The organism is Nocardia sp. BSTN01 (assembly GCF_015354405.1).
Lineage (GTDB): Bacteria > Actinomycetota > Actinomycetes > Mycobacteriales > Mycobacteriaceae > Nocardia.
Genome location: NZ_JADKYP010000036.1, coordinates 39884 through 61480, shown reverse-complemented (window position 1 = coordinate 61480; position 21597 = coordinate 39884). Strand labels below are relative to the sequence as shown.

At 61.0% G+C, this 21597-nt stretch carries 12 protein-coding genes and 2 pseudogenes; 10 read left to right on the top strand and 4 right to left on the bottom strand.

The window, feature by feature from the left end:
- The first annotated feature begins 146 nt into the window (after positions 1-146).
- The 3 genes and pseudogenes from IRT45_RS24940 (at position 147) to IRT45_RS24930 (ending at position 3634) form a co-directional block, all read left to right on the top strand.
- Positions 147-758, top strand: coding sequence for a pyridoxamine 5'-phosphate oxidase family protein (locus tag IRT45_RS24940; RefSeq protein WP_194808307.1), 612 nt, complete (start codon positions 147-149; stop codon positions 756-758).
- A gap of 937 nt (positions 759-1695) precedes the next feature.
- On the top strand, positions 1696-2595 hold the full coding sequence (locus IRT45_RS24935) for an NmrA family NAD(P)-binding protein (RefSeq protein ID WP_194808306.1): 900 nt from the start codon (positions 1696-1698) through the stop codon (positions 2593-2595).
- Between the two features lie 181 nt (positions 2596-2776).
- Positions 2777-3634 (top strand): annotated as a pseudogene (locus tag IRT45_RS24930) (IS5 family transposase).
- A gap of 1181 nt (positions 3635-4815) precedes the next feature.
- On the opposite strand, the gene IRT45_RS24925 reads toward IRT45_RS24930, so the two are convergent.
- Positions 4816-5814 (bottom strand): GlxA family transcriptional regulator, encoded by a 999-nt coding sequence (locus tag IRT45_RS24925; RefSeq protein WP_194808305.1) that lies wholly within the window; start codon positions 5812-5814, stop codon positions 4816-4818.
- A 314-nt stretch (positions 5815-6128) separates the two neighbouring features.
- Positions 6129-7046: an HAD family hydrolase gene (locus IRT45_RS24920; RefSeq protein ID WP_194808304.1), complete on the bottom strand. Its 918-nt coding sequence runs from the start codon at positions 7044-7046 to the stop codon at positions 6129-6131.
- 680 nt (positions 7047-7726) lie between these two features.
- Between IRT45_RS24920 and IRT45_RS24915 the strand changes: the two genes are divergently transcribed.
- From IRT45_RS24915 to IRT45_RS24900, 4 genes are all read left to right on the top strand, one after another.
- The gene (locus IRT45_RS24915; RefSeq protein WP_194808303.1) at positions 7727-8716 is read left to right on the top strand and encodes a sigma-70 family RNA polymerase sigma factor; all 990 of its coding nucleotides are present in this window, start codon (positions 7727-7729) and stop codon (positions 8714-8716) included.
- Positions 8717-10141: 1425 nt separating this feature from the next.
- Positions 10142-10888: an isopentenyl transferase family protein gene (locus IRT45_RS24910; RefSeq protein WP_194808302.1), complete on the top strand. Its 747-nt coding sequence runs from the start codon at positions 10142-10144 to the stop codon at positions 10886-10888.
- Positions 10864-11523 (top strand): isopentenyl-diphosphate Delta-isomerase, encoded by a 660-nt coding sequence (idi, locus tag IRT45_RS24905; protein ID WP_309241144.1) that lies wholly within the window; start codon positions 10864-10866, stop codon positions 11521-11523. Before IRT45_RS24910 ends, idi begins: the two co-directional genes overlap by 25 nt.
- A gap of 11 nt (positions 11524-11534) precedes the next feature.
- Positions 11535-12167, top strand: coding sequence for a TIGR00730 family Rossman fold protein (locus IRT45_RS24900; RefSeq protein WP_309241143.1), 633 nt, complete (start codon positions 11535-11537; stop codon positions 12165-12167).
- Between the two features lie 366 nt (positions 12168-12533).
- Here IRT45_RS24900 and IRT45_RS24895 read toward each other — a convergent pair whose 3' ends face one another.
- Positions 12534-13439, bottom strand: coding sequence for an SDR family oxidoreductase (locus tag IRT45_RS24895; RefSeq protein WP_194808299.1), 906 nt, complete (start codon positions 13437-13439; stop codon positions 12534-12536).
- Positions 13440-13559: 120 nt separating this feature from the next.
- Between IRT45_RS24895 and IRT45_RS24890 the strand changes: the two genes are divergently transcribed.
- Complete coding sequence (locus IRT45_RS24890; RefSeq protein WP_194808298.1) at positions 13560-14582, top strand: RNA polymerase subunit sigma-70; 1023 nt, start codon at positions 13560-13562, stop codon at positions 14580-14582.
- Positions 14583-17619: 3037 nt separating this feature from the next.
- Here IRT45_RS24890 and IRT45_RS24880 read toward each other — a convergent pair.
- Complete coding sequence (locus IRT45_RS24880; RefSeq protein WP_194808320.1) at positions 17620-18444, bottom strand: SDR family NAD(P)-dependent oxidoreductase; 825 nt, start codon at positions 18442-18444, stop codon at positions 17620-17622.
- Positions 18445-18553: 109 nt separating this feature from the next.
- Here IRT45_RS24880 and IRT45_RS24875 point away from each other — a divergent pair, with 109 nt between their 5' ends.
- Both IRT45_RS24875 and xerC read left to right on the top strand, forming a co-directional pair.
- A complete protein-coding gene (locus tag IRT45_RS24875; RefSeq protein WP_194808297.1) occupies positions 18554-19012 on the top strand; it encodes a helix-turn-helix domain-containing protein in 459 nt (152 codons plus the stop codon).
- Between the two features lie 1323 nt (positions 19013-20335).
- Positions 20336-21586, top strand: a pseudogene (xerC, locus tag IRT45_RS37840) (tyrosine recombinase XerC); the annotation flags it as partial.
- Between the last annotated feature and the right edge of the window lie 11 nt (positions 21587-21597).

The window sequence follows — 21597 nt, the reverse complement described above, 5'->3', positions numbered from 1 at the left end:
ATTGTCTGGAACACAAGGTCACTTTCGCCGACGAAGCGGCGTGGGGACGGTACCGACGTGAACTAAGCCGCCGCTCCGCCGATCCCGAGTGGGAGCGTCGACGGACCAGCCAGGACGAATGGTACGAGATACTCGATTCCAGAATCTTGTCCGATCCTCCACTGCCGATCCCGCTGCCGGTCCGCGGTGGTCCACACGCCGACTCCGGCGCCACACATCCACGACCCGCGCCCGAGCGGAGCCGCTTCCTGCTCGATCGAGCCAGATTCGTCACCCTCGCTACCGAGGGGCCGAATGGGCCGTGGGCCGCCACCGTGAACTTCGTCGCACGGTGGCGGCCACTGGTACTGGTGTGGTATTCCCTGCGCGAGGCGACACATTCCATGAACATTGTTGCGCAACCCCGGGTTTCGGGCTCGATATTTCTGACCGGGTTGACCGGGCCCAACGCACCTTCGGGTATCCCGATCGATGGGGCCCAGTTCGTCGGCAACTGCCGAGAGGCCACCGCCGGTGAACTGCCGGATTATTACGAGCACTACTACGCGACGAACTTCCCCGACCCCGGTATACGTGCCGAATGGGCGCTTCCGATCGAGACATTTCGAGACGATGGTCCGCGGCGCTTCTACCGACTCGAGTTCGAGCGCTGGTGGCTCTACGACGCCCAGCGCTGGACGGTCGACAAGAACGATACAAGATTCGAGGTCGCCGTGCCCGAGATCGAACTCACCAACGAAGGCGAGTGGGCGGGGTAGTACTTCAGCGGTAGATGGACACCGATGTGTCACAAATCTCGACAGCGTTCGTGAACATCCAATAAAGCGTTTTCGGGGCCGCCGGGATACGCGCGAAAGGGGCAATGCCCGTAGCACTGCCGGTCAGCGCTGCGGTGATCTGGCTCGGTGCCGCGGGTTGCTGATCGGGACTGTCGAGGGCCGTTGTCAGCGAAGGACGATATACAGTGGTCGAGGAATATTGTTGAGAAATCCGGCTACTTCCTGAAAAGACACTGTCCGCGTTGGCAGATAGGCGAAGTCTCCGGTAAGTGGGTTGAACGACCAAGCGCAACCGGAAACCAAACCGGAAGTGGGGTGTCCACGAAACTTCCGGCCGGGTTGGCTGATGTGCTGTTGGTTTTGCGGCCCATGCTCGGCCGTTGCGGTCATCAGCGGTTCCCGCAGTTGGGAACCGGCAGCCCACTCTGTAGTGGGTAAGATGTTTGGCATGGTTGGTCCGCTTCGACGCTACGCGTAAAGGAGAAATGGATACGTCCAATGTCGACTGTGGATCCTACGGATTTCGGCAAGCGATCCAGATCTAGCCCGATGCTAAGCGAGGCGGAAGGCGGAGAATTGATCACGAGCAGAGCGATTGAGGGTTTCTACACATCCCGTTTGCAACTTGTCGCTTGCTGCAGTGTACGGCCGTCTAGTTGGATGAGTTGCCAAGCATTAGTCGGCTGCCCGTCGGTGGACGCTCAAATTTGCGGAAACCGATAGTCGGAAACCGTGAGTTTCAGGACTTCACCACGCATAAGGTATAACGCGCGGGCTGTCCATGGCAACGTGCGGATCGCGGCTTCATCAGGGGCTCCCTTTCTGTCGAGGCAGTCTCGGCGGGCCTTTCGTGCTCGCACTGAAGAAATGTTGTGTTGCGATTCTCCGATGTGATTTCTTAATTAAGGAGAAATCTTTGATTCTTCTGACTGGATACGCCAGCCTTCTCGGGGCTGCTGTCGTCCGGGAATTCGCTGAAGCCGCGGTTCCCGTCCGAGTGTTAGTCGATCACGTAGACGAAGCAGCGGCCTTGGCGGCGAACGGTATCCAAGTGGTATTGGGGTGTATGGCTAGACCCGACACCCTGGTTGGCGCCTTCGAGGGAGTGGATCGGGTATTCGTGTTATCTGCTGTAGGTTTCGACCTCATCGACGTCGAGACTGGCTTCATCCAGGCTGCGGTCAGGGCTGGAGTGGGTTATGTGGTCAAGCTCTCGAACGTCCATTGCAACGCCCGGTCGCCGTACCGCACGGCGCGAATGCACGCTGAAGTCGAGCGGATGGTCGAGGACTCGGGACTCGCGTGGACACGCTTGAGGCCAAGCCAATTTATGCAGACATATTTCCACGCGATTCCAAGTTTGATACACAATTCGGAATTGGAATCTGCAATAGGAAATGCGCGCATGGCCCCAGTAGATATCGACGATGTCGCGAAAGTTGTCTACCGGCTGCTGACGACTAGCGGGCACGAGGGGAAGCGATACACTATGACTGGTCCGGAGGCTTTGACTGTGGACGAGATCGCCCAGACCCTGTCGATCTTGTACGGTAAGCCAATCTACCTCACTGCCAGCAGTCCAAACCGAATTCGGACGGCTCTACTTAATCGTGGCGTCGCTTCTGCCTTAGCCGACGACATACACCGACTAGTCACTCTTCGCCGAGAAGGCTCCGAGTCCCACGTCGACCTCAGCGCTCACGCGGCAGTTGGGATTCAACCAACGACCTTCGCCACCTTCGCACAGCGAAATGCCAATACTTTTTATACCATCACCAGCACCGCGCCGCGCGAGTCGCATGCAGTATACCTATGACATCGGAGTACCGGAAGCCGCAGCAGGTTACATAGGCAGCTGGCGCATCGAAACTAGGTCGTGTCTCCCAATAGTGTTTGTCGGTCGGCCCGCTGGGTGGGGCTGATCGGGCATCAAGTTCGCCGTGGTGACGGTGGTGGGTGATCGGTATCGTGTGCTGACGGACAGACAATGGGAGCTGATGGAGCTGCTGTTGCCGAAATCCGAAGTGCGCGTTGGCCGTAACTTCTCCGAGAATCGCAGGATCGTGGAGGGGATGCTGTATCGGCTGCGCACCGGTGTGCCATGGCGAGATCTGCCGGAAATTTTCGGGCCGTGGCAGACAGTGTGGAAACGGCACGGCCGCTATGCCACCGTCGGCACCTGGGACCGGGTGCTGACCGCGCTGCTCCCCTGGCCGACACCACCGGTGATCTGGACTGGGTGGTGGCGATCGACTCGACGATCGTGCGCGCGCATCAGCACGCCGCCGGGGCCCACACCGCCGGTCCGGAGGGCGATGTATGAACCGGCCGACCACGGGCTGGGCCGTTCGCGGGGCGGGCTGACCACCAAGGCCCACGCGGCCACCGACGGTAACGTCCCGCGGCCTGGCCGTGCTGATCACGCCTGGCCAGGCCGCGGACTCGGGCGATGTTGCCCGCAGTGCTCGGCAGGTGGCGGTGCCCCGGCTCGTCGGCGGCCCACCTCGGCGTATTCCCGACACGGTCATCGCGGACAAGGCGTACTCGGCAGTTTCGAACCGGGACCTGCTGCGGCGCAAACGGATCCGCAGCGTCATACCCCAACGATCCGGCCAGGTCGCCAACCGGAAAAAGCGCGGACGCCGCGGTGGCCGGCCGCCAGGCTTCGACAAGGTCGAATACAACGACGCAACCTGGTCGAGCGCGCGTTCTACAAGGCCGAACACTGGCGCGCAGTCGCGACTCGCTACGACAAACTCGCCCCTGACCTACCGCGCCCGGATTCACACTGGCTCTCATCGTCGAATGGCTCAAATCATTGGAAGACACGACCTAGACCGTGGAGACTTCGGTAGTTCGCCCGAGGAGTTGGACCGAGCCACGGTCAGGGAACGAGACGGCGCCGGTAGCCCATTTGGTTCAGACACCGGACTCATGACAGGCCTGCCAGGCGTCGTTTTCCCGAGCACGCAGCTGTCCCAGTGGTGAGACCCGATTGAGTAACGCTGTAACCAGGGCCCTGGCCCGGATTCGGTTCCGTGCTGTCGGGCTTCGGCCCGGAGGCCGATGCGCGCAGACTCGGCCGCCTCTTTAGCCGCGCCGCCGACCTCCCTGAACCGGTGAGATACGTTCTCAACGGTGCGCGTGGTGATATCTGCCGATCTCTCCGCGAGCTGTTTGAATGCCCGTTGGACCGGCGAGCCTTCCGTGGATCACTCCCTCGTTCCGGAGGGACGATCCGGTCCCGTCAAGATTGTAAATCGGGCCGCCGACGGAGCAAGACACCCAGATTGGGTTTCCCGAAAACTCCGGCGGGGATTTGTGGATTGGACTCAGGCTCCGTCGCCACTGCCACACAGTGCCGAGCCGATCTGCTCATGTATTCGAGTAGATGCTTCGCATCTGAAACCGGCGGGCAGATCTTACTACCGCTGCCCCGCAGTCTATTACGTAAGGACCTCGCGGTTCCCAAACCCTCACCTATATATATGGTGGAGAGCACGAGCACACAGTGGATGGGCAGGCGTAGCTGACCAAGTTTCCGGGAGAAGGGAATTGAAGCGACCGATTAGTAGGGCCACGGATCCCGCCGAACAGGCCCGATGGATGAGGCACCGTCGCGGCCATCCACAGCGGCACCTACAACCACCACTGGAACAGCATGTAATCGCCACATCCCAGAAGACTCGGCTGGCAGCCGAGTCTGTTCTCTTATCTCAGGCAGGCACGCCGGGCACTCCCTTTCGACGACCTCTCTGCGGCCCGAGCCTACACATGGCGAGCCCGATCGGAGAGAATCGGCGGCCGTTCTGCACGAGGGGTTATGAGGGACCTCCCCACCTGGCACCATCAGCTTGCGCGGAGACCATGCCTCGTCGAAGAACACCGACACAGAATGGCATCACCAGCGTCGGATCCGACCCAGCCCCCGGAGGAAGCGGCAACCAAACCTGAACTGAGTCCCGGTGCGCATGAGCCGCCACCACTCCCACAATGGTTCCAGCAGTAGCGATCTGAGGCGAAGCTCGTCGTTTGGCTACTGCAGAGAGGCTGGAGCTGCTTCCCAGGAGAGGGGGGAAGACCGGATCTCGGCAATCGTGCGATTTCTGCGCCGGCGGAAGAGAGTCCGTAGCGTGCTCGCGTTCTGATAGCCGACTTTGGCGGCCACGGCATCGACGGTCAATGAAGTCGTCCTGAGGAGCTGGGTAGCCCGCTCCAGCCGGATCTCGTCGACGAAGTCTCTGGGCGCCATTCCTATCTCACCTTGGGTTGCACGTTGAAGGCTACGAACAGTAACTCCGAGTGAACGGGCTGCATCTGCGAGCCGGAACTGCTTCGAGATGTGGTCACGAACCCAGCGTTCGAACGCGGCGACGAGGGAATCGCCGCGAGCAATTACCTCGGGTACCGCGAACTCGATCTGGCTGTGGCGATGACCGATCAGAAGAAATCGGGACGTAATCTCGGCCAAGGCCGGACTCTGTGCCGCGACCAACGAAAGGGCGAGATCGAGGTGAGAAAGCACGGCGCCCGCTGTGGTGACCAGCTTGTCTCGGCATAAGATGTGGCCCTCCTGAACATCGACATTCGGATAGCGGCGACGGAAGGCTGGTCCAAGCCACCAACTCGTGGTCGCACGACTACCATCCAATGCACCGGACTCCGCGAGGAAGAAGGTGCCCGTGCAGGCAGCAGCCAGATGGACGCCACGCTCTGCCGCCTCCGAAATGCGTTGTAACACAAGCTGATTAGCCGGGTCCGATACCAGATCAATCAGCTCGCTGGCATCGATGGCATTCACAGCGGGCACAATCATCAGGTCTAAGTCCACAGTCAACCTAGATAGCGGGAGTGCCGGAACGAGATGACCGCGTCCGGTTCGGGCCGTGTCGGATACAGAAACTACATGCACCGTCCACGGCTCCGGCGCGGGTTCGAGCTCACCCCGCAGCGCATTCGCCATATCAAATACTTCCAGCACCGCTGCAAGCCCGAAATCCGCTGTCCGATCCATGACGAAAACTGCCACGTCCATGTCGTCAACAGTATCATGAGAACCGATCGCGACATTCTGCCACCAAGCCCGTCGCGATTCCTCGGTGTTCCGTTCGGTGAGGTAGGCATCTGAGTGACATGCCGAACTCGATCGGCGGTTCAGTCGGGAATGTTGCCGGCGACCGTGTTCGGCCTGCCAGCCATACCCAATTCTGCTTGGGGGACAACGGATTGCGCTTTGCGAGATGATCCAGACTCTGAAACACCCGGACAGGTGACGGTGAGCACCGTTCGCCAACCTGCTCGTCGAACCAGCGATTGCTGCGGTCGCCGCCGTCTCGGACGCTTGGGACGTCACAGCGCTCGCAACAGCACGCTCATCGAATCGACGACCGCTTCGGGCTCGTATGGCATGAAGCTCGCAAGTTTACCGGGTTTGTTCGCATAGGCGATAGCTCGTATCCCTGAGGCGTGGGCGGCCATCACGTCAGTCGTGGAGTCGCCAATGTAGACGACTTGGTCCGGCGACAGACCGAGTTCGGACAGGGTGTGTTCGAGTAGGAACCTGTCCGGTTTCAATCGGCTGAGGATGTGCGAAGACCGGCCGAATACGCCACTAGCGTAGCGGTCAAGGTCGTGAGTAGCCAGGTACGTCTTCACGGCAGCTGTCGCGTTGTTACTGGCGAATACCACATCCCTCGACTTCGACGCCGTACGAATCAACTCGTGCGCATAGGGCGTCGGCTTCGCCGTGCGAGCCGCGACGACTTCCAGAGCACTCAACTTCTTTTCTCCAGCAATGCCGAAATCCTCTCCCAACTTAGCGACGTAACGAAGTACCTCGAACGGATCCTTTTCTCGGTTAATCTTGGGAGGGAAAGAGACACGCTGAAACCGAAACCGCCAACGGATACTACGCCGCATAATATCGGAAACTTGGACGTTGGTGAACTCGCTGAACAGGGAACAAACTGGCCCGTCGAAATCGAAAATCAAAGTTCTATCCCCAATAAGTGCAGCAATATCGGCAGGAGAAGCCAGGCGTGTAGGGGCTACGAGCGACGGACTTCCGAAGCTCGAATCCCTGCTCGAACTCTGGATACCTTGTTCGATTTCCCGCCCTCCACGAAGGTCAGCCTGTCCGAACCGTCCCGTTGCTCCGGAGACCTCACCTCCGGCCCGTAAGTAGGAGGATGACAGGCCAGTAACGACTTCCTGGATATCTTCACCGAGAAGATCAGCAATTCGACAGAATGCGGCATCGACTTGCATGAGTCACTTTCGAGTAGCGGGATCGTCATGGCATCACCTTGCTCGAACCGGAGACTTCGCCTCGGTTCGCTGCGGGCTTTCATCTCGTCGCTCTCCCATCGCTTTCGGTGCACCGGCCATGAACCGGCGGCGGTGACCACCGGGCCGACGAGCCGCGAAGGACATTTCGCCCAGAATCTCATTGGAACTGGACCAAACGAGCAGGACTCTGCGAACAGTCGTCACAGCGCGGAAACTCCGGTCCAGCAACTCGCCCAGCGCGGGCAAATAATGCTGCACCGCTGCTCGGGGTGCACTCGGGCACGATGCCGCTGCGGTCAACGGTCGGTCTGTATCGTTCCCTTTCACGGATCGACAACGTGGCAATCGGCAACAGTACTGTGCATCTACCTCCTCGATCGGTGGCCCACCGGTGTGCACTGCGGCCACAGACCAGACCTCAGTCAACGGTTGTAGAACCAAGGGTGCGGGATTATCGTGAACCACGGCGCGATAGGGAGCAGTTCGAATCTTCGGCGTGAGCGAAGGTAGAATCTACCCGATAGGGTGACGGTTGCGAGGGCGGAAACTGACCAGTCCTCAACTACCGGTCGGCCATCGGTGCTGCTTGGGCTGAAACCGGACCAGATCCGCAGTGTGCCAGCTTCCCATTAGGTCTGGTTGTGCAGGAAGGATCCATTGTGACCGCGCTCGACTCGTCCGCTGCCAAGCTTGACCCTGATTCATTGTTCGAGTACCGAGGCGAGTTGATCGGATACTGCTACCGGATGCTGGGCTCGCCGTTCGACGCTGAGGATGCAGTCCAGGAGACGCTCGAGCGCGCATGGCGATCGCGTGGACAGTTCCGCGGAGAGTCCTCAGCGCGAGGCTGGCTCTACCGGATAGCGACGAATATCTGTTTCGACCAGCTGCGCGGACGCGGACGTCGAGCATTGCCGATGGGCATCGGAGGGCCGACGAACAGCGACGGCCGGCTCGGCGAGCCACTGTCGGAAAGTGCATGGCTCCAGCCGGTCCCCGATGCGTGGCTCACGGCGGAGACGAATGACCCCGCCGACCATGTTGCACGCGCGGAAACGGTCCGCCTGGCTTTTGTGTCCGCGCTTCAGCACCTGTCTCCCCGTGAGCGATCGGTCCTGATTCTCCGGGATGTACTCGCCTTCCGAGCAACCGAGGTAGCAGATCTGCTCGACACGACCGTCCCCTCCGTCAACGGCTACCTGCGCCGTGCCCGCGCAGCTCTGATTGCTGCAAAGCAGCCTGATGGCGGCACTTTCCCCAACGTAGGGGAATCAGACAGGCAAACCCAGGAGCTGCTGGAGCGCTATGTGAAAGCGTTCCAGCTGCAAGACCTCGCGAGCCTCATGACAATTCTGCACGAGGAAGCACGGCTCTCGATGCCTCCATACACTCTGTGGATCCAGGGAGTTCACCACGTACTGAGCTGGTTCGATCGACACAGCAGCACGTGCGCGAACTCACGATTGGTCCCCCTACGCGCCAACGGTTCTCCCGCATACGCGCACTACCACCGAAACAACAACGGCGCGTTCACCGCTTTCGCGATTCAAGTCCTCGACATCACAGACGGCCGCATCAGCGCGATCGAGCAATTCCTCGCTCCCGAATTGTTCGAACTATTCGAACTCCCGGCCACATTGACGGAGTGACGGCAAATTGAGCATAACCCCGGCGCCAAGACCCCTGCGGGAGTCGTGGCGTTGGATGCCGCGCAAACTGACCTGCCCCGGCTGGTCGGGCAGGTCAGCCTGACGTTCGATTCAAAACCGGCCACAACAAATAAATACCGTCGACGCCGCGAAATCGACCGCCTCCCATATTCGAATCTCCGAAGGGGTCCGAGCAGAGTGGTGTTGTATACTAGTCTGCCCGAGCGACTTGCTATCGGCGCTCGGCGAACACGCCCTCTTCTTTGCGTGAGATTGGCCGGCGCCTCGGCCGAGAGTGTCTACTGTCAGTCGGGAGCTGCTCGTGCTGCAACACCGTCGGCGCAATCACCGCCCGCAACGGCGCAGAGTTGCCGCACGCCTACGCCGCCCAGCTGCTGGTCGCATGGGCAGCCGACTCCTATGGATAACGATTCCTCGTCGGCCTGACGAAGCACCGCAAGGCGTCGCCGGACCTACGGTTCATAACGGGCTCCCCCGAAACGACGCTGGGTTTTTCGACCGTCGACGATGCACACAGACTGGGCAGCGCCTCTAAACAGGGAACTCCATGACCGGGGCCCCACCTCCTACCCGCATCGCCACCGACGCGGCCAACCACCAAAATCTTCCCGCGCATGGGAAGCTGCGTAACAAATACCGGACAGAAGGTTTGTGTTAGCCTCCGAGCAGCCCCGGGGCGGATGTTTTAGCGAAGAGACGACTCAAAATGGCAAATGGAACATTTACCTATCCCGATAGGGATGGCAACCGTCAAAAACTTGTCAACCCTTCCGACTACGACGATTACAACATCGTCATCGGTATCGGCGACGTCGATAACGCAACCGACGCAACCGCAACTCTCTATACCGAACCTGGTAGTAGTGGACGGTCCGAGTCGATTTACCCTGGCGGTAGTCTGTATTCGGACGACGTTTTCCTGTGCTGTCGCTTCACCACCTGATCGGGTGCCACCATCGGAAGGGACCCGAAGGTGGCACGGATCGATTCAATGTGATTTGTCATTTTTCCGGCGGCGACGAGCCACTCGGCGCGTCATTCGGGTGACTCCTCCCCTAGCGTAGTCCCTCGTGCGCTCCACACCGGAGCAGGCATCACGGTCATGCTCTCCCCGCGCGGACGGCCTAGCGGGTTCGCGCTGCCGGACCGGAGGTACATAAATTTCGCGCGACGATGCCCAACAGGTCGGACCGGCGACCAGCCTGCTGCAACCTCGTCCAACACCTCGGGCCTCGACCAAGGAAGCTTGCCACCACCAGTGGGGAGTGATCGACGCGAGGGGTTGATGCGTGTCTCGTACTATCGCTATCTCATATTTCAGAGCTCATCCTGACCAGCATCGACTTGGTGTCATCTGCGGCACCACAGCAGGGTGTGCAGTCGTACGAACATCCAAGGGCTCCTATGCATGTCCACACAATCATCGGACCTACCGGCATCGGCAAAAGTGCTCGCGCGGTCACCGAGGCACGGCGGCTAGACGCGCCGATCGTCGTCGCAGACCGGATTCAGTGCTACGTCGATCTAACTACGACGAGCGCCCGACACACGGGACAAGAGGACGACGACCTACGACGGCACTTCTTAGATACGCGAACCGTCGACGACGGCGACTACTCTCCCGATGCCGCCCACGTTGCCCTGCGCCGCACACTGCATGAGTTGTCGCGAGAGCACCGATGTGTTGTGGTGGAAGGAGGCTCAATTTCGCTGCTCAGTGCCTTCTTAGGTGCGAGCGACGACCTGCCGTTCGAGGTCAGCACCGAACTCATGCGGGTCACAGACCCGTACGACCATATGCACCGATTACGGCTGAGGGCACGTCGGATGCTCGCTCCCCCGGAGGGGCAGCCAGGACTGCTGCAAGAACTCGCCGCCGCGTGGCGATACAAGGCCCGGCAGGAATTCGTCGCATCTATCGTCGGACTCGGCACTGTGATCCGATGGTGCGGCCGCCACGAAATCCCCATCGAATCGCTATCCGAATTCTCTCCAAGCCCGTCTCAAACAGATGAACTCGCGGCCGTCATCGCCTATGAGCACGCCGCCTACGGCGAGCTTCAACATCAGGCATTCCTCGCCATGCCGCGGCGACAGCTTCGCCGGCCTCAGACGGTCGGCCACCAATGCGAAACAACGGGGTGGTCATGACAGTTCAATCCGTGAGGTCACAGCTGGTTGTGCTGTGCGGACCGAATGGGGAGGCGATCGGCTATCGACCGAAGAACCGGGTCCATCATCGATCTACCCCCCTTCACCTCGCCTTTTCCTCGTATGTCTTCGACGATCGGGCGCAACTGCTGGTTACACGGCGCGCGCATAGCAAACCGACCTGGCCGGGAGTTTTGACAAATACTTGTTGCGGTCATCCCGAACCTGCAGAGCCCCTGGTCGAGGCAGTCGAACGCCGCATAATGGAAGAGCTCGGTATCGCGGTTCACCACACAACCCTTGTGCTCCCCTCGTTCTCATACCGCGCCGAAATGGCCAATGGGATTGTCGAAAACGAGCTCTGTCCGGTCTACGTTGCTCGCGCCGCCTCCATCGACATGCATCCGGATCCGGCTGAGGTCGCCGAGGCGACATGGATGCCCTGGACCGCCTTCGCAACTCAGGTACTGGACAGCAGCCTCCTCGTTTCCCCGTGGTGCAAAAGCCAGGTGGAACAGCTAACACTCCTTGGGCCAGACCCGGCGGAATGGCCCACTGGCGACCCGAACCGGCTACCCGCAGCTGCGGTCCATTGGAGACGACGCGGGCGCGGCGGAAAGGGCGTAGGTCGGTGAAGGCGATATGTGTGTTCTGCGGTTCGAGTCGGGGGGCGAATCCTGCTTACATCGACCAGGCCGAAGCCCTCGGCCGCCACTTGGCCGCGGAGGATATCACCCTCGTGTATGGCGGGGCGAAAGTCGGCATCATGGGCGCATTGGCCCGCGCCGCTCGCGCCGCGGGTGGGAAGGTGGTCGGCGTCATCCCGAAGCACCTCGCAGAAGTCGAAATCGCTGCCGAAGACCTCAGTGCGCTTCACCGGGTCGAGAGTATGCACGAGCGTAAAGCGCTCATGGCTGAGCTTGCAGATGGATTCGTCGCGCTCCCCGGCGGCCTGGGCACCCTCGAGGAGACTGCGGAGATCGCAACCTGGACACAGCTCGGGCTTCAGCACAAGCCGGTCGGTTTGCTCAATATCCATGGCTTCTACGACCACCTGCTCGCTTTCCTCGACCGAGCCGTCGAAGAACAGTTTCTGCACCGCGCACACCGGGACTTATTGCTCACCGACACTGACCCGGCAACGCTCCTGATACGGATGCATACCTGGCGCCCGCCGACGGTGTCGAACGGTCCCAATCAGCTACCGGCAGGATCGCCGACGCCGTCCGGCGAGCGTGTGACAGCAACTAGAAGCCCAGGTCGAGCCTCCGAACGCTGACCAGGCCAAGCCTGCATTCCGGGCTGTCCCCGATTCCCCGGCGAGGGTGGGATGGATTTGAGGTCCATCCCACCCCCTGTTGCCCCGTGCGAGTCCAGCCCTTATGTCACGCAGACCGCAACAGAACTTGTGGCCGAGGCCGCTGTCGCGCAGGATCGTGGAGGCCGTGCGGCTGGGATCCCTTGACGCATACCCGCTTTCGCGCCCATCGGCCCCTACTCGGCGGCGTTCCGCAGAGGTGTTCAGTTTCTCTGAGCCGATTATGTGAAACGATGATCCCGCCGACCAACAAGATGTCGAATCCAGACTGAGCAGCGCATCGCGCTCAGCCGACAGCATGAGTTGCCGGAGCTGACACCGTCGGGCTCAAACCCGTTGCCAGCCCGAAGCCCACAACTGGGCAGGTGTGGTCGTGCCGCGGAAGATGTCGACGCTTCGCTGGACGAATTCGGCGAACGACGTGGGCCGGATCTGGAGGAGGTCAAATACCTCCAGATGAACCTCTGATTCTGGCCCGCCCTCGCGACGCAACCGGAACAAGTCGTCCATGTCATCAGCGAGCCGCGGCGGAATTCCATTGTCGATCAACTGCTGCCGTTTGATTCGCGGATCTATGTCAAGATAGTGAAGCGGCTTGCCGACGGCCGGCGACAAGATATCGCAAACCTCGCTCATCCTGAGCGCATCGGGTCCGGTCATCGCAAAACTTTTGCCGTGGTGCTCTTCGCTTTGCGCTACGGCGTAGGCGACCGCAGCGATGTCCTCGACATCGATCGGGGCAAGACGGGCATCACCCATGGCAACGGCGAAGCTGCCATCCTCCAGCAAAGTCGGCACCTCGCGGTAATAGACCTGCATGAACTGGCTAGGCCGCAAGATGGTCCATGCCACACTACTAGCCCGCAAGTAGTCTTCGATCTGGGCATGGTAACGGCCGAACCGGAACGGGGAGTCGTGGTCGCAACCGAGACCCGACACCTTCACAATGTGGCCGACCCCTGCCTCCTCAGCCGCATCGATCAGGTTGCACTGAGCCTCGATCAGCGTGTCGTCGGCGCCGGATATCAGTACAACGGTGTCGATTCCGGCCAGCGCGGGTTCCAAGGTTGCCGGCTCGAGCAGATCACCGACCACGGTGTCGACGCCGGCCACACCGGCGAACTGCTGCTTCTTGGGTTCGCGTACCAGAGCCCGCACCGGTTCGCCCTGCTGCGCAAACCGTCGGACTACTGCCGAGCCGGTCAACCCGGTAGCACCCGTGATCAAGAACATGAATTTCTCCTTGTCGTGGTTTGGAGTGCCTGTTTCAAGGCACTCGCAATGAAGACGACCGTGACTCATACGATTAACCGCGCCGGGAATGCGAACTGAAGCTGCCATGTTGGCTGCGGCATGCAGACACAGACAGAGACGGCCGACATACCAGTCGAACCTGTTTCGACGGAGCCTACGGAGCCTGCGCACTGGGAGGAACTTCACGCCCGGTACAGGCAGGAGCTGCTGGGCTACTGCTATCGGATGCTGGGCTCGCCATTCGATGCCGACGACGCCGTCCAAGAGACGATGTTGCGCGCCTGGCGTGGACTCGACCAGTTCGCGGGTCGGTCCTCCCGCCGCGCCTGGATGTACCGCATCGCCACCAACGTGTGCCTGGACATGCTTCGCAGACGTGGGCGCGCACGAGAACATCCCCTCGATAGCGTTGAGTCCGGCACTGCTAGTTCGGCGCTAGGCGATCGTTTATCCGACGACACGTGGGTCCAACCCGCACCAGATACATGGTTGTTTCCTACCAAAGGCGATCCTGCCGAAACCGTCGTGCTCCGAGACTCGGTACGCCTCGCGTTCGTCGTCGCTCTGCAACATCTGCTTCCCCGCCAACGCGCCGCATTGATCCTGTGCGATGTGCTGCGCTGGCCCGCCGACGAGGCCGCCGCATTGTTGGGGCTCACCGTCGCCTCGACCAACGGAATGCTCCGCCGCGCCCGCCAACGCCTCGCTGGACTCACCTATGCCGACGGCGACCCGTACCTGCTGACAGACGAACAACGGCGTTTGCTCGCTCGTTACGTCGACGCATTCGAACGCACCGACCTCGACACCCTGACTAGCCTGCTCACCGAAGATGCGACCTTGTCCATGCCGCCGTACCCGCTGTGGCTTTCCGGTCGCGCTCAGATCGACCAGTGGTTCCGCCGAACACCCAACCCGTGCGTGCGCGCCCGCACAGCCCTCGTCAACGCCAACGGAAGTCCTGCACTCGCCGTATATCACGCCACAGCACCGGGCCAGCCCTATAAGGCGTTCGGGATCCAGCTGCTCACCTTCCGCGACACCCAAATCGCCGCAATCGACATCTACCTCGACCCGGCTCTCTTCCCGAAATTCGACCTACCCACCCAACTATCAGACTGACTAGCGATCAAAGCACTGCTCGCGTGGTCGATCTCGGACAAGCATGACGGACCGAATCGATCAGCCCACGCCATCGGGGCGCCGGCTCGGATCGCCACACGAGTGACAACGCGACGAGACCGTAAAGCTATTGCACGACTATCGCGCGAAAACCGATGGTGCCGAGGGAAGCCCACGATGATCGACATAAACAACGTGGTCCCAGCCGGTTTCGAACCAGCGACCTTTTGCGTGTGAGATGCGCCGAGCAGCGTCTCCACTCGCGGTCCAGCGATGAACACTGCGCAGCTCAAGGTACGACTTATACAACAAATCCAAAACCAAGGAGACGGTGTCGTTCGGTATCGACGGCGTCGAAGACCAGTTCAACTTGTCGAACAAGAATGCGGCCACAGCTCCGGGCACCTTCGCGCAGTGCCCAAAACCTGCTCGCAAGGTGCGCGCCCCGCGAGCAAGGGCGAGACGGCTGCACGCACGATGGCCGACAGGCAGCAGACCGACGCAATTCGCGAATGGGCAAAGAACAATGGCTACAACATTTCCAGCGTGGCCGAATCCAAGCCGACATCGGCGAGGCATACAACATAGCCAGCTAAGGACGATCGGGCGCGGTACCACGGCAACCTACTCCGAAACGCCGGCGACATCGACCGTCCGCTGACAGCGTCTGACACCGGGCTCCGTCCACCACACTGAAAGCCCTGCCCACTTCAATTTCCGGGGAATGTCAATTCAACGGCTCTGGCTCACTTTCGGCCGATAGCGTGGTGGCCTGGTGTGTGATGCGAATGTTGCCGTGGCTGCCGTTCTCGGGTTCGTCGGCGCTGGTAGTCGATGAGGGCGCGCGGGGTGTGGTGAAGGACAGATAAGCGCCCGGGCCCAGCGGTATTCTCGCGTTGCGGCGGCTCGATCCTACAGCGTAAATTCGGCGCCCAGTCTGGGCCAGACTGTTTCTAGTAAGGTCACTACAAGGCCTTCGTGCAGGACAAGACGGATTGGGAACAAGCGCATTCGCAGCGGTGTTCCAGGGCAAGAGAACACACCTCAGCGTCGGTCGGACCTGGGCGTGGTCAGTTTCTGCCTTCGCCGCCGTCACCACCACGGCAGGTGCGTCAACCTTCGCGGTCACCAAAAAATGGCGAACAGCTCACCTGCTGCACCGTCCGCTTCACGATAATCCTGTACCTCAGCCTGGGCAACAATCGAGTACGGAGCTTTGATTGCCGGGGGGCCAACGACATGACCACTGATAGAGGAGTGTGTAAGTTCCAATATGCGGAGTGCACAACGGGTCCGATCGGAAAGGAATGCTCTATGCGAACTAGAAATCAGGATAGTACGTAACAATCAGATATTAATAATCGGCGCACAGTCCTGCCATTCAGCGTTTCTCGCTGACCCATGACGTCAATGCCCCACGTCAGAAGCAATTAAACGTAAACCGCCACGGCTGCCGCACCGACCCAGTCCCTCCTACAGTTAGTGAAGCTACTTCAGTTGGTACTGTTGGCCAATGATAGGTAGGCGTGTATCGCATAACACAATCAGCGCCACGCAGCTTATTATCGCAGGCGGAACGTCACATAACACTAGGAAAGCATGAAAATGTCGGAAGACTTTCCGAAAGAACGTATCGAGTCGATGTTGGGACCCCGCCCGAGCGGCAATCCCTCGGGGATGATTCGAGCCGCGAATTCCTGGTCTGCCGCCGCAAAAGAGATACGCGCGATGGCCTCAGCCCTCGAATCGGAAGCATGCCCCTCTGCCCTCTCGACCGACAGCGACACGGCAAGCCGTGTAAGCCAAAATGTCGATGCGATTTACCACGAAGCGAAAGAATGTGATGCCAGGGCCGACCACCTTCGCCGAGGAGCGGCTCTGATCGAGCACGCGCAGTTAGCCTGGATGAAAATTGGTATCGCTGCCATTAGGGCGATCCCGGGCCGCGTTACGAGAGACGGTAGGGACCACGACGAGTCCGACAGAACTAACGCGGTCGCTCAAGCCGCACGAACTGCATGGCAGGCGTGCGAAGCGAAGCTAATCGACGATTTGGCTGCCACAGCGCGACACGCTCCTGGCCCACGGAACAGCTATGACAAATAGGTCTCTGTGCTGACCGACCATCGTCCGGCACCGTCAAATCTGTGCCAAATGGATCGGCGACAGGGACTCCGGATCGCTATCTCACTGCGGCATAGGTGCCGTCGGCTCAGCGCTACTAAATGACATCCTGGCTATCGTGAGCAAGCGGCGGTCGCGAATGAGGAGATCGGCGCGCTGATCCCGAAGCGACAAGATCGGATGGGAAGGCACAGCGGCGCGATCTCAGGCCAAAACGCGGTTGCCGCGCGATCACAGGCATCTAGCTACGCTGGATTCCTCCTTCAACTACCTGCGCCAGTTGGCCCAGCTGTGCTGGCGACCGCGGGGTTCGCCGGCGGAACGTGGCGAGCGCGTTTTAATTCCCATTTGCAATGTTCGAGCGCTCAATGCGACCGGCCGCCTGAAGGTCTTCGACGAGCTCCCGACCGGTTCGGGCCGACAATGCGGCGCGAATATGTCGATCAAGCGCGAAAGTCCGGTAGTGCCACCGCCTCTCGACATCAGCAGGAGCTGTGCGGCTGCTGAGGGCTGCGCGACGGGTTGCGAAGCGGGATGTGCCTCCGGCGCCCGCATATCCGCTCACCAGCGCTTAGTGCAAACCGCACGGCGGCGAGTTCTGCTGACTTGTCGGACGATCCGTCGACCCCTGCGTCGCCCTCGCCGCCGTGGGTGAAGAACTGCACATCCCGGTCGGTGAACTCGAGACGGTGCTTGCGGAATTGAGGACCGATGCACCGGGATCGCGGGTCCGGGGATCGACTTATACGGGGGCGACGGCGAGGTCCGCTCCGTGGATGAGGGCGGTCCAGTTCGGACAGAGCAGGGCAGCGCCGAGCTGTTCGGGACCGATGAGGGCGATGATGTCAGCTGTAATTTTGAGGACGGCGGCGATGAGGTCGATCGGCGAGGTTATTACTGCTCCTGTGTGGTTTCAGCTGATTCTCAGCAGGATCGAGTCTGCGGTGGCGGGGGAGAGGGCGCTGACCGCTGCGATCATCGGGACATAGCGCGGGCGTAGATGGTGTGCGCGGGTGGCGATTGCGGTGATCATCCATTCCGACGCCTGCGCCGGGGTGAGCGCGGGCTTTCCGCGATAGTGGGCGGTGGGCGCGATCATCGGCGTGCGAACCAGCGGAAAATGTACGGCTGTCACGTGGATTCCGTGCTCGGCGACTTCGGCACCGAGACTGTGCCCGAAGGCGGTCAGCGCCGATTTGGAGGAATGGTAGGCGGCGAACTTCGGCATCCGACCGGCCGGCACACCCCAGGTCGCGACATTGATTATGTGGCCGGCACCGTGCTCGATCATGCTCGGCAGCAATTCCAGCGTGAGTGCCACAGGCCCGTAATAGTTCACGGCCATCATGCGTTCGAAGTCGTGGAATCGTTTGCACGATTCCTGCACGGTCCGGCGGATCGAACGACCGGCGTTGTTGATCAGGATGTCCACCTGCCCCCACTCATCGAGGAGTTCGGCGGCCAGTTCCTGCACGGCCGCGCGATCGGTGAGGTCGCAGGGGAGAACACGTACGCGGCCGTCGTGACGAGCGATCTCGTCGTGGACCTCGTCAAGTGCGTCTCGGCCCCGGGCGACCAGCGCCACCTCAGCGCCGAGGTCGGCCAGCCGGAGCGCGGTGGCACGTCCGATCCCGGATGAGGCTCCGGTGACCACGACTCGCTTTCCTGAGAGCGTTGTCGTCGGGCCCAGCCGGAGTCTCCGGGGTGAGGAGATGGGTTGCAGGGCAGCGGTGAGCACCCGTTCGCGGAATTTGGCGGGCATGTCGGCCTCCCGAGTTAGTTTCGATTCGAGACCTACCCTGGCAGAGTAGGTTTTCTTTCGCAACCCACCTCGGTAATCTGGGCGAATGAGCGAACTCCACGACGAGCTCCGGCGTCTCCAGCATGATCCAGTTGCCGCCGCAGTCGAGCACGTAGGGGACCGCTGGACCTTCCTGATCCTGCGAGAAATCTTCTTCGGCGTCCGCAGGTTCGCCGATATGCGTCGCAACCTGGGCGTGGCGCGCAACGTCCTGACCGAACGCCTCAAGAAGCTAGTGGACAACGGCATCCTGAAACGCCGCCGCTACAGCGAGCGGCCACCCCGCGACGAATATCGGCTCACCGAAAAGGGCCGCGACCTCTACGGGATCACGGTCGCCCTCATGCAATGGGGCAACCGGTGGGGTCCAGAGGGGCCCACATTGCGGCTGTTGCACGCCGACGACGATGGTGAGCTCGAGCAGGTGATCCGCTGCACCTGCTGCGGCCGCGACATCCATGCGCGAGAGGTTCGTTACGAATACACCACCTGCACTGACGAATAGCGCGAGTTCACCATGATCGGACCTTGGCTTACGCTACTGCTCTCATAATTGGCTGTTACCTGGAGTATCATGAAGCTTGCGGCGGCCCTGTACGGCGTATCCATGGAGCGGCGTTATCCTGGGCAAGCCGGAAGGGGGAAGTCGATGGCCGTGAAGGTGGCCGGTCTGTGTACAGCCCGCTCGAATGAGCAAGAAGTCCCCATCGAACCCGTTGCTGCCGACTGAGCTGATTATGTTCTTGTACGCCCAGGTCGCTGCCAAACATTCACTGCAACAGTAGAATCCGGTAGCCGATCTCGATGGCCGCTGGGACACGACACACGCGCCGCTGACAGCGCTGGCGGCTATCTGTGTGGTCATCGCCGCGATGCCGAAAAGGAGCCTCAGACGTCAAGGGCCTTGACAGCTGGGAGCACTCGGCTTCCAATAGAGGCAAACCGCGAGGGACGAACACATACCGATCGCAATCGAAGGATGTGTCATGTCCTACCGAAAGACAGCTGTCTCAGCTGGAAACTGTCCCTTCCGATCAATTGCGCATGTCTAGTCCTGAATCGAACTCGACTGGGCCTGGGGCCGTGTGGGATCCCCGGTTTCTGCCCGACGCCGTCTGGGTTCACTCCCCAGCCGGCACGGAAGCACCGGGAAAGGTGGACGTGCCGTGCGTTGCCCCAGTCATGTGCTGCCTCGAGAACGCTCGAAGTTGAAGCGACTGTCGCCGCACCACACACAATGGTACAGGGCCGATTAGCCGACGCAGATACGAACCGGACCTGCGCCCAGCATGGGTGAGCCGCATTGTCAGGCAATGAGCCCACATCGCGACCGCGCCGTTGGGCAGACACAAAGGATGCGGCACAGTACATCCGAGTCCATCCCGAGGTTCTCCGACGGTGGAATCGAAACAGGGACAAGTATCCGTGGCTTCCGAAGCCGAAGCGGGTCGGACGAGATTTCCGATGGGATCTGGACGCGCTGGACGCCGCGCTGGAGGCGCGGGAAGATGGCTCAGTACTGCGACAAATACATCCGAAATGACGTATGGGCGATGACTGTCGGAATTCCGACGCTACGTAGCTGGTGTCAGGCGACGCGATGACGGTGACTCGGCAATCCATAAGCGCTGAGCGCCAACCGATCCTTGTGAAGGATGCAGCGCACCGGACGGGGTCCGATCGAGTACGAATCCGCAATTGACACTCTCCAGCGCATGCTGAATGAGTCGGCCAACTGCGCAAATATCGGCCTTGCCCGTCGCCTTGTCTCGCCGTTGAGGCCAAACATTTTTTGCTTCTTGATTTTTCCACCCAACGAGGAGGTGAGATGGCGAGAACTGGACGGCCGCCGCGGCCGGTGGGATTCCCCGGCGGCGCCACCCTGACCGAGCTTCGTCCCGGGCAGTGGAGGGCTGAAGTCTGGGTTCGCGATCGGTCCGGCAAGGGTCGCAGGGTTACTCGTGTCTCGCCTCCACGGTTCGACAGCAGAGGTAGGCGAGTGCCCGACCGCGACGGTTCACGCGCCGAGCAGGCTGCGCGTTTCGCCGCCGCTTCGCTGGTTCCCGACTCCGGCACCGACATCACACGCGCCACGACAGTCGCCGAGCTGTGGGCCGCGTATCGCGCTCATCTCGTCAAGAAGGGTCGCGCGCCCGGCACGTTGCGCCAATACGACCGGTGGGCTGCCGATCTGATCGCCGACTACGGCTACCGGCATATCGGGCCCGAAGAGTTCAGAACCAGCACCGCCGAGTCGTACCTGGAAAAAGTGGCCGAGAAGCACGGCCGCGGTTCCATGCTCAACGCACGTTCGCTGATGTCGGGAATGTTCCGCTTCGCGGTGCGCAAGAACGCCTTCGAAGTGAACCCGGTTCGCGAAGCGGAGATCCCGGAAGACGTCCAGCCGAAGGGCCGCGTCGGCGGGGCCGGCGATATCGAGATCGAGGATCTGTGCTTCATCCTCGCCTCGGTCTACTGGTCGACCGTGCCGTGCCCGCGGATCCTTTCCAAGGCCGAGCGCACGCGAGCAGCACGGTCATATACGCCCCCGACGGTGGCAGCCTATTGCGAGAGCGCAGACCTCGCCGACTTCATCGCCATCTCCGCGGCGGTCGGGCAATGTCCGAGCCAAGTGCTCGGACTCGCCTGGCCGGATTACCACCGGGAGAGACGAACCATCCGCACCGTCGGCAAGATCGTGCGAGTCAAGGGCAAAGGGCTCGTGCGGGTCGTGAAGGAAGGAGATCGCAAGAATCCGCAGGGAACAATCGCCCTGCCCGACTTCGCGGTCAAGATCTTGGACCGCCGCTGGCAACGCATACAGCTACGGAAGAAGACCGATCCTCCGCCCGCCGAGTATGAGACAGACCTCATCTTTCCGTCGTTCGAGTGGACCGCACGCGACCCGGTGAATGTCAACCATCAGTGGCAGCGGGTGCGGGAAGCGCTGGGGCTTCCCGACGACATCACGCCGTACACCTTCCGGAAATTCATCGCCCTCACGCTGGACGACGCGAAGATGTCGGCGCGGGTCACCGCCGACGTGCTGCAACATGCCGACCCGGCCATGACGCAACGGCGGTACATGCG

Coding starts and splice junctions, on each gene's coding strand:
- IRT45_RS24925 (WP_194808305.1), bottom strand. CDS start 5,814: ATGGACGTGGCAGTTTTCGTCATGGATCGGACAGCGGATTTCGGGCTT.
- IRT45_RS24920 (WP_194808304.1), bottom strand. CDS start 7,046: ATGCAAGTCGATGCCGCATTCTGTCGAATTGCTGATCTTCTCGGTGAA.
- IRT45_RS24910 (WP_194808302.1), top strand. CDS start 10,142: ATGCATGTCCACACAATCATCGGACCTACCGGCATCGGCAAAAGTGCT.
- idi (WP_309241144.1), top strand. CDS start 10,864: ATGCGAAACAACGGGGTGGTCATGACAGTTCAATCCGTGAGGTCACAG.
- IRT45_RS24895 (WP_194808299.1), bottom strand. CDS start 13,439: ATGTTCTTGATCACGGGTGCTACCGGGTTGACCGGCTCGGCAGTAGTC.
- IRT45_RS24890 (WP_194808298.1), top strand. CDS start 13,560: ATGCAGACACAGACAGAGACGGCCGACATACCAGTCGAACCTGTTTCG.
- IRT45_RS24875 (WP_194808297.1), top strand. CDS start 18,554: ATGAGCGAACTCCACGACGAGCTCCGGCGTCTCCAGCATGATCCAGTT.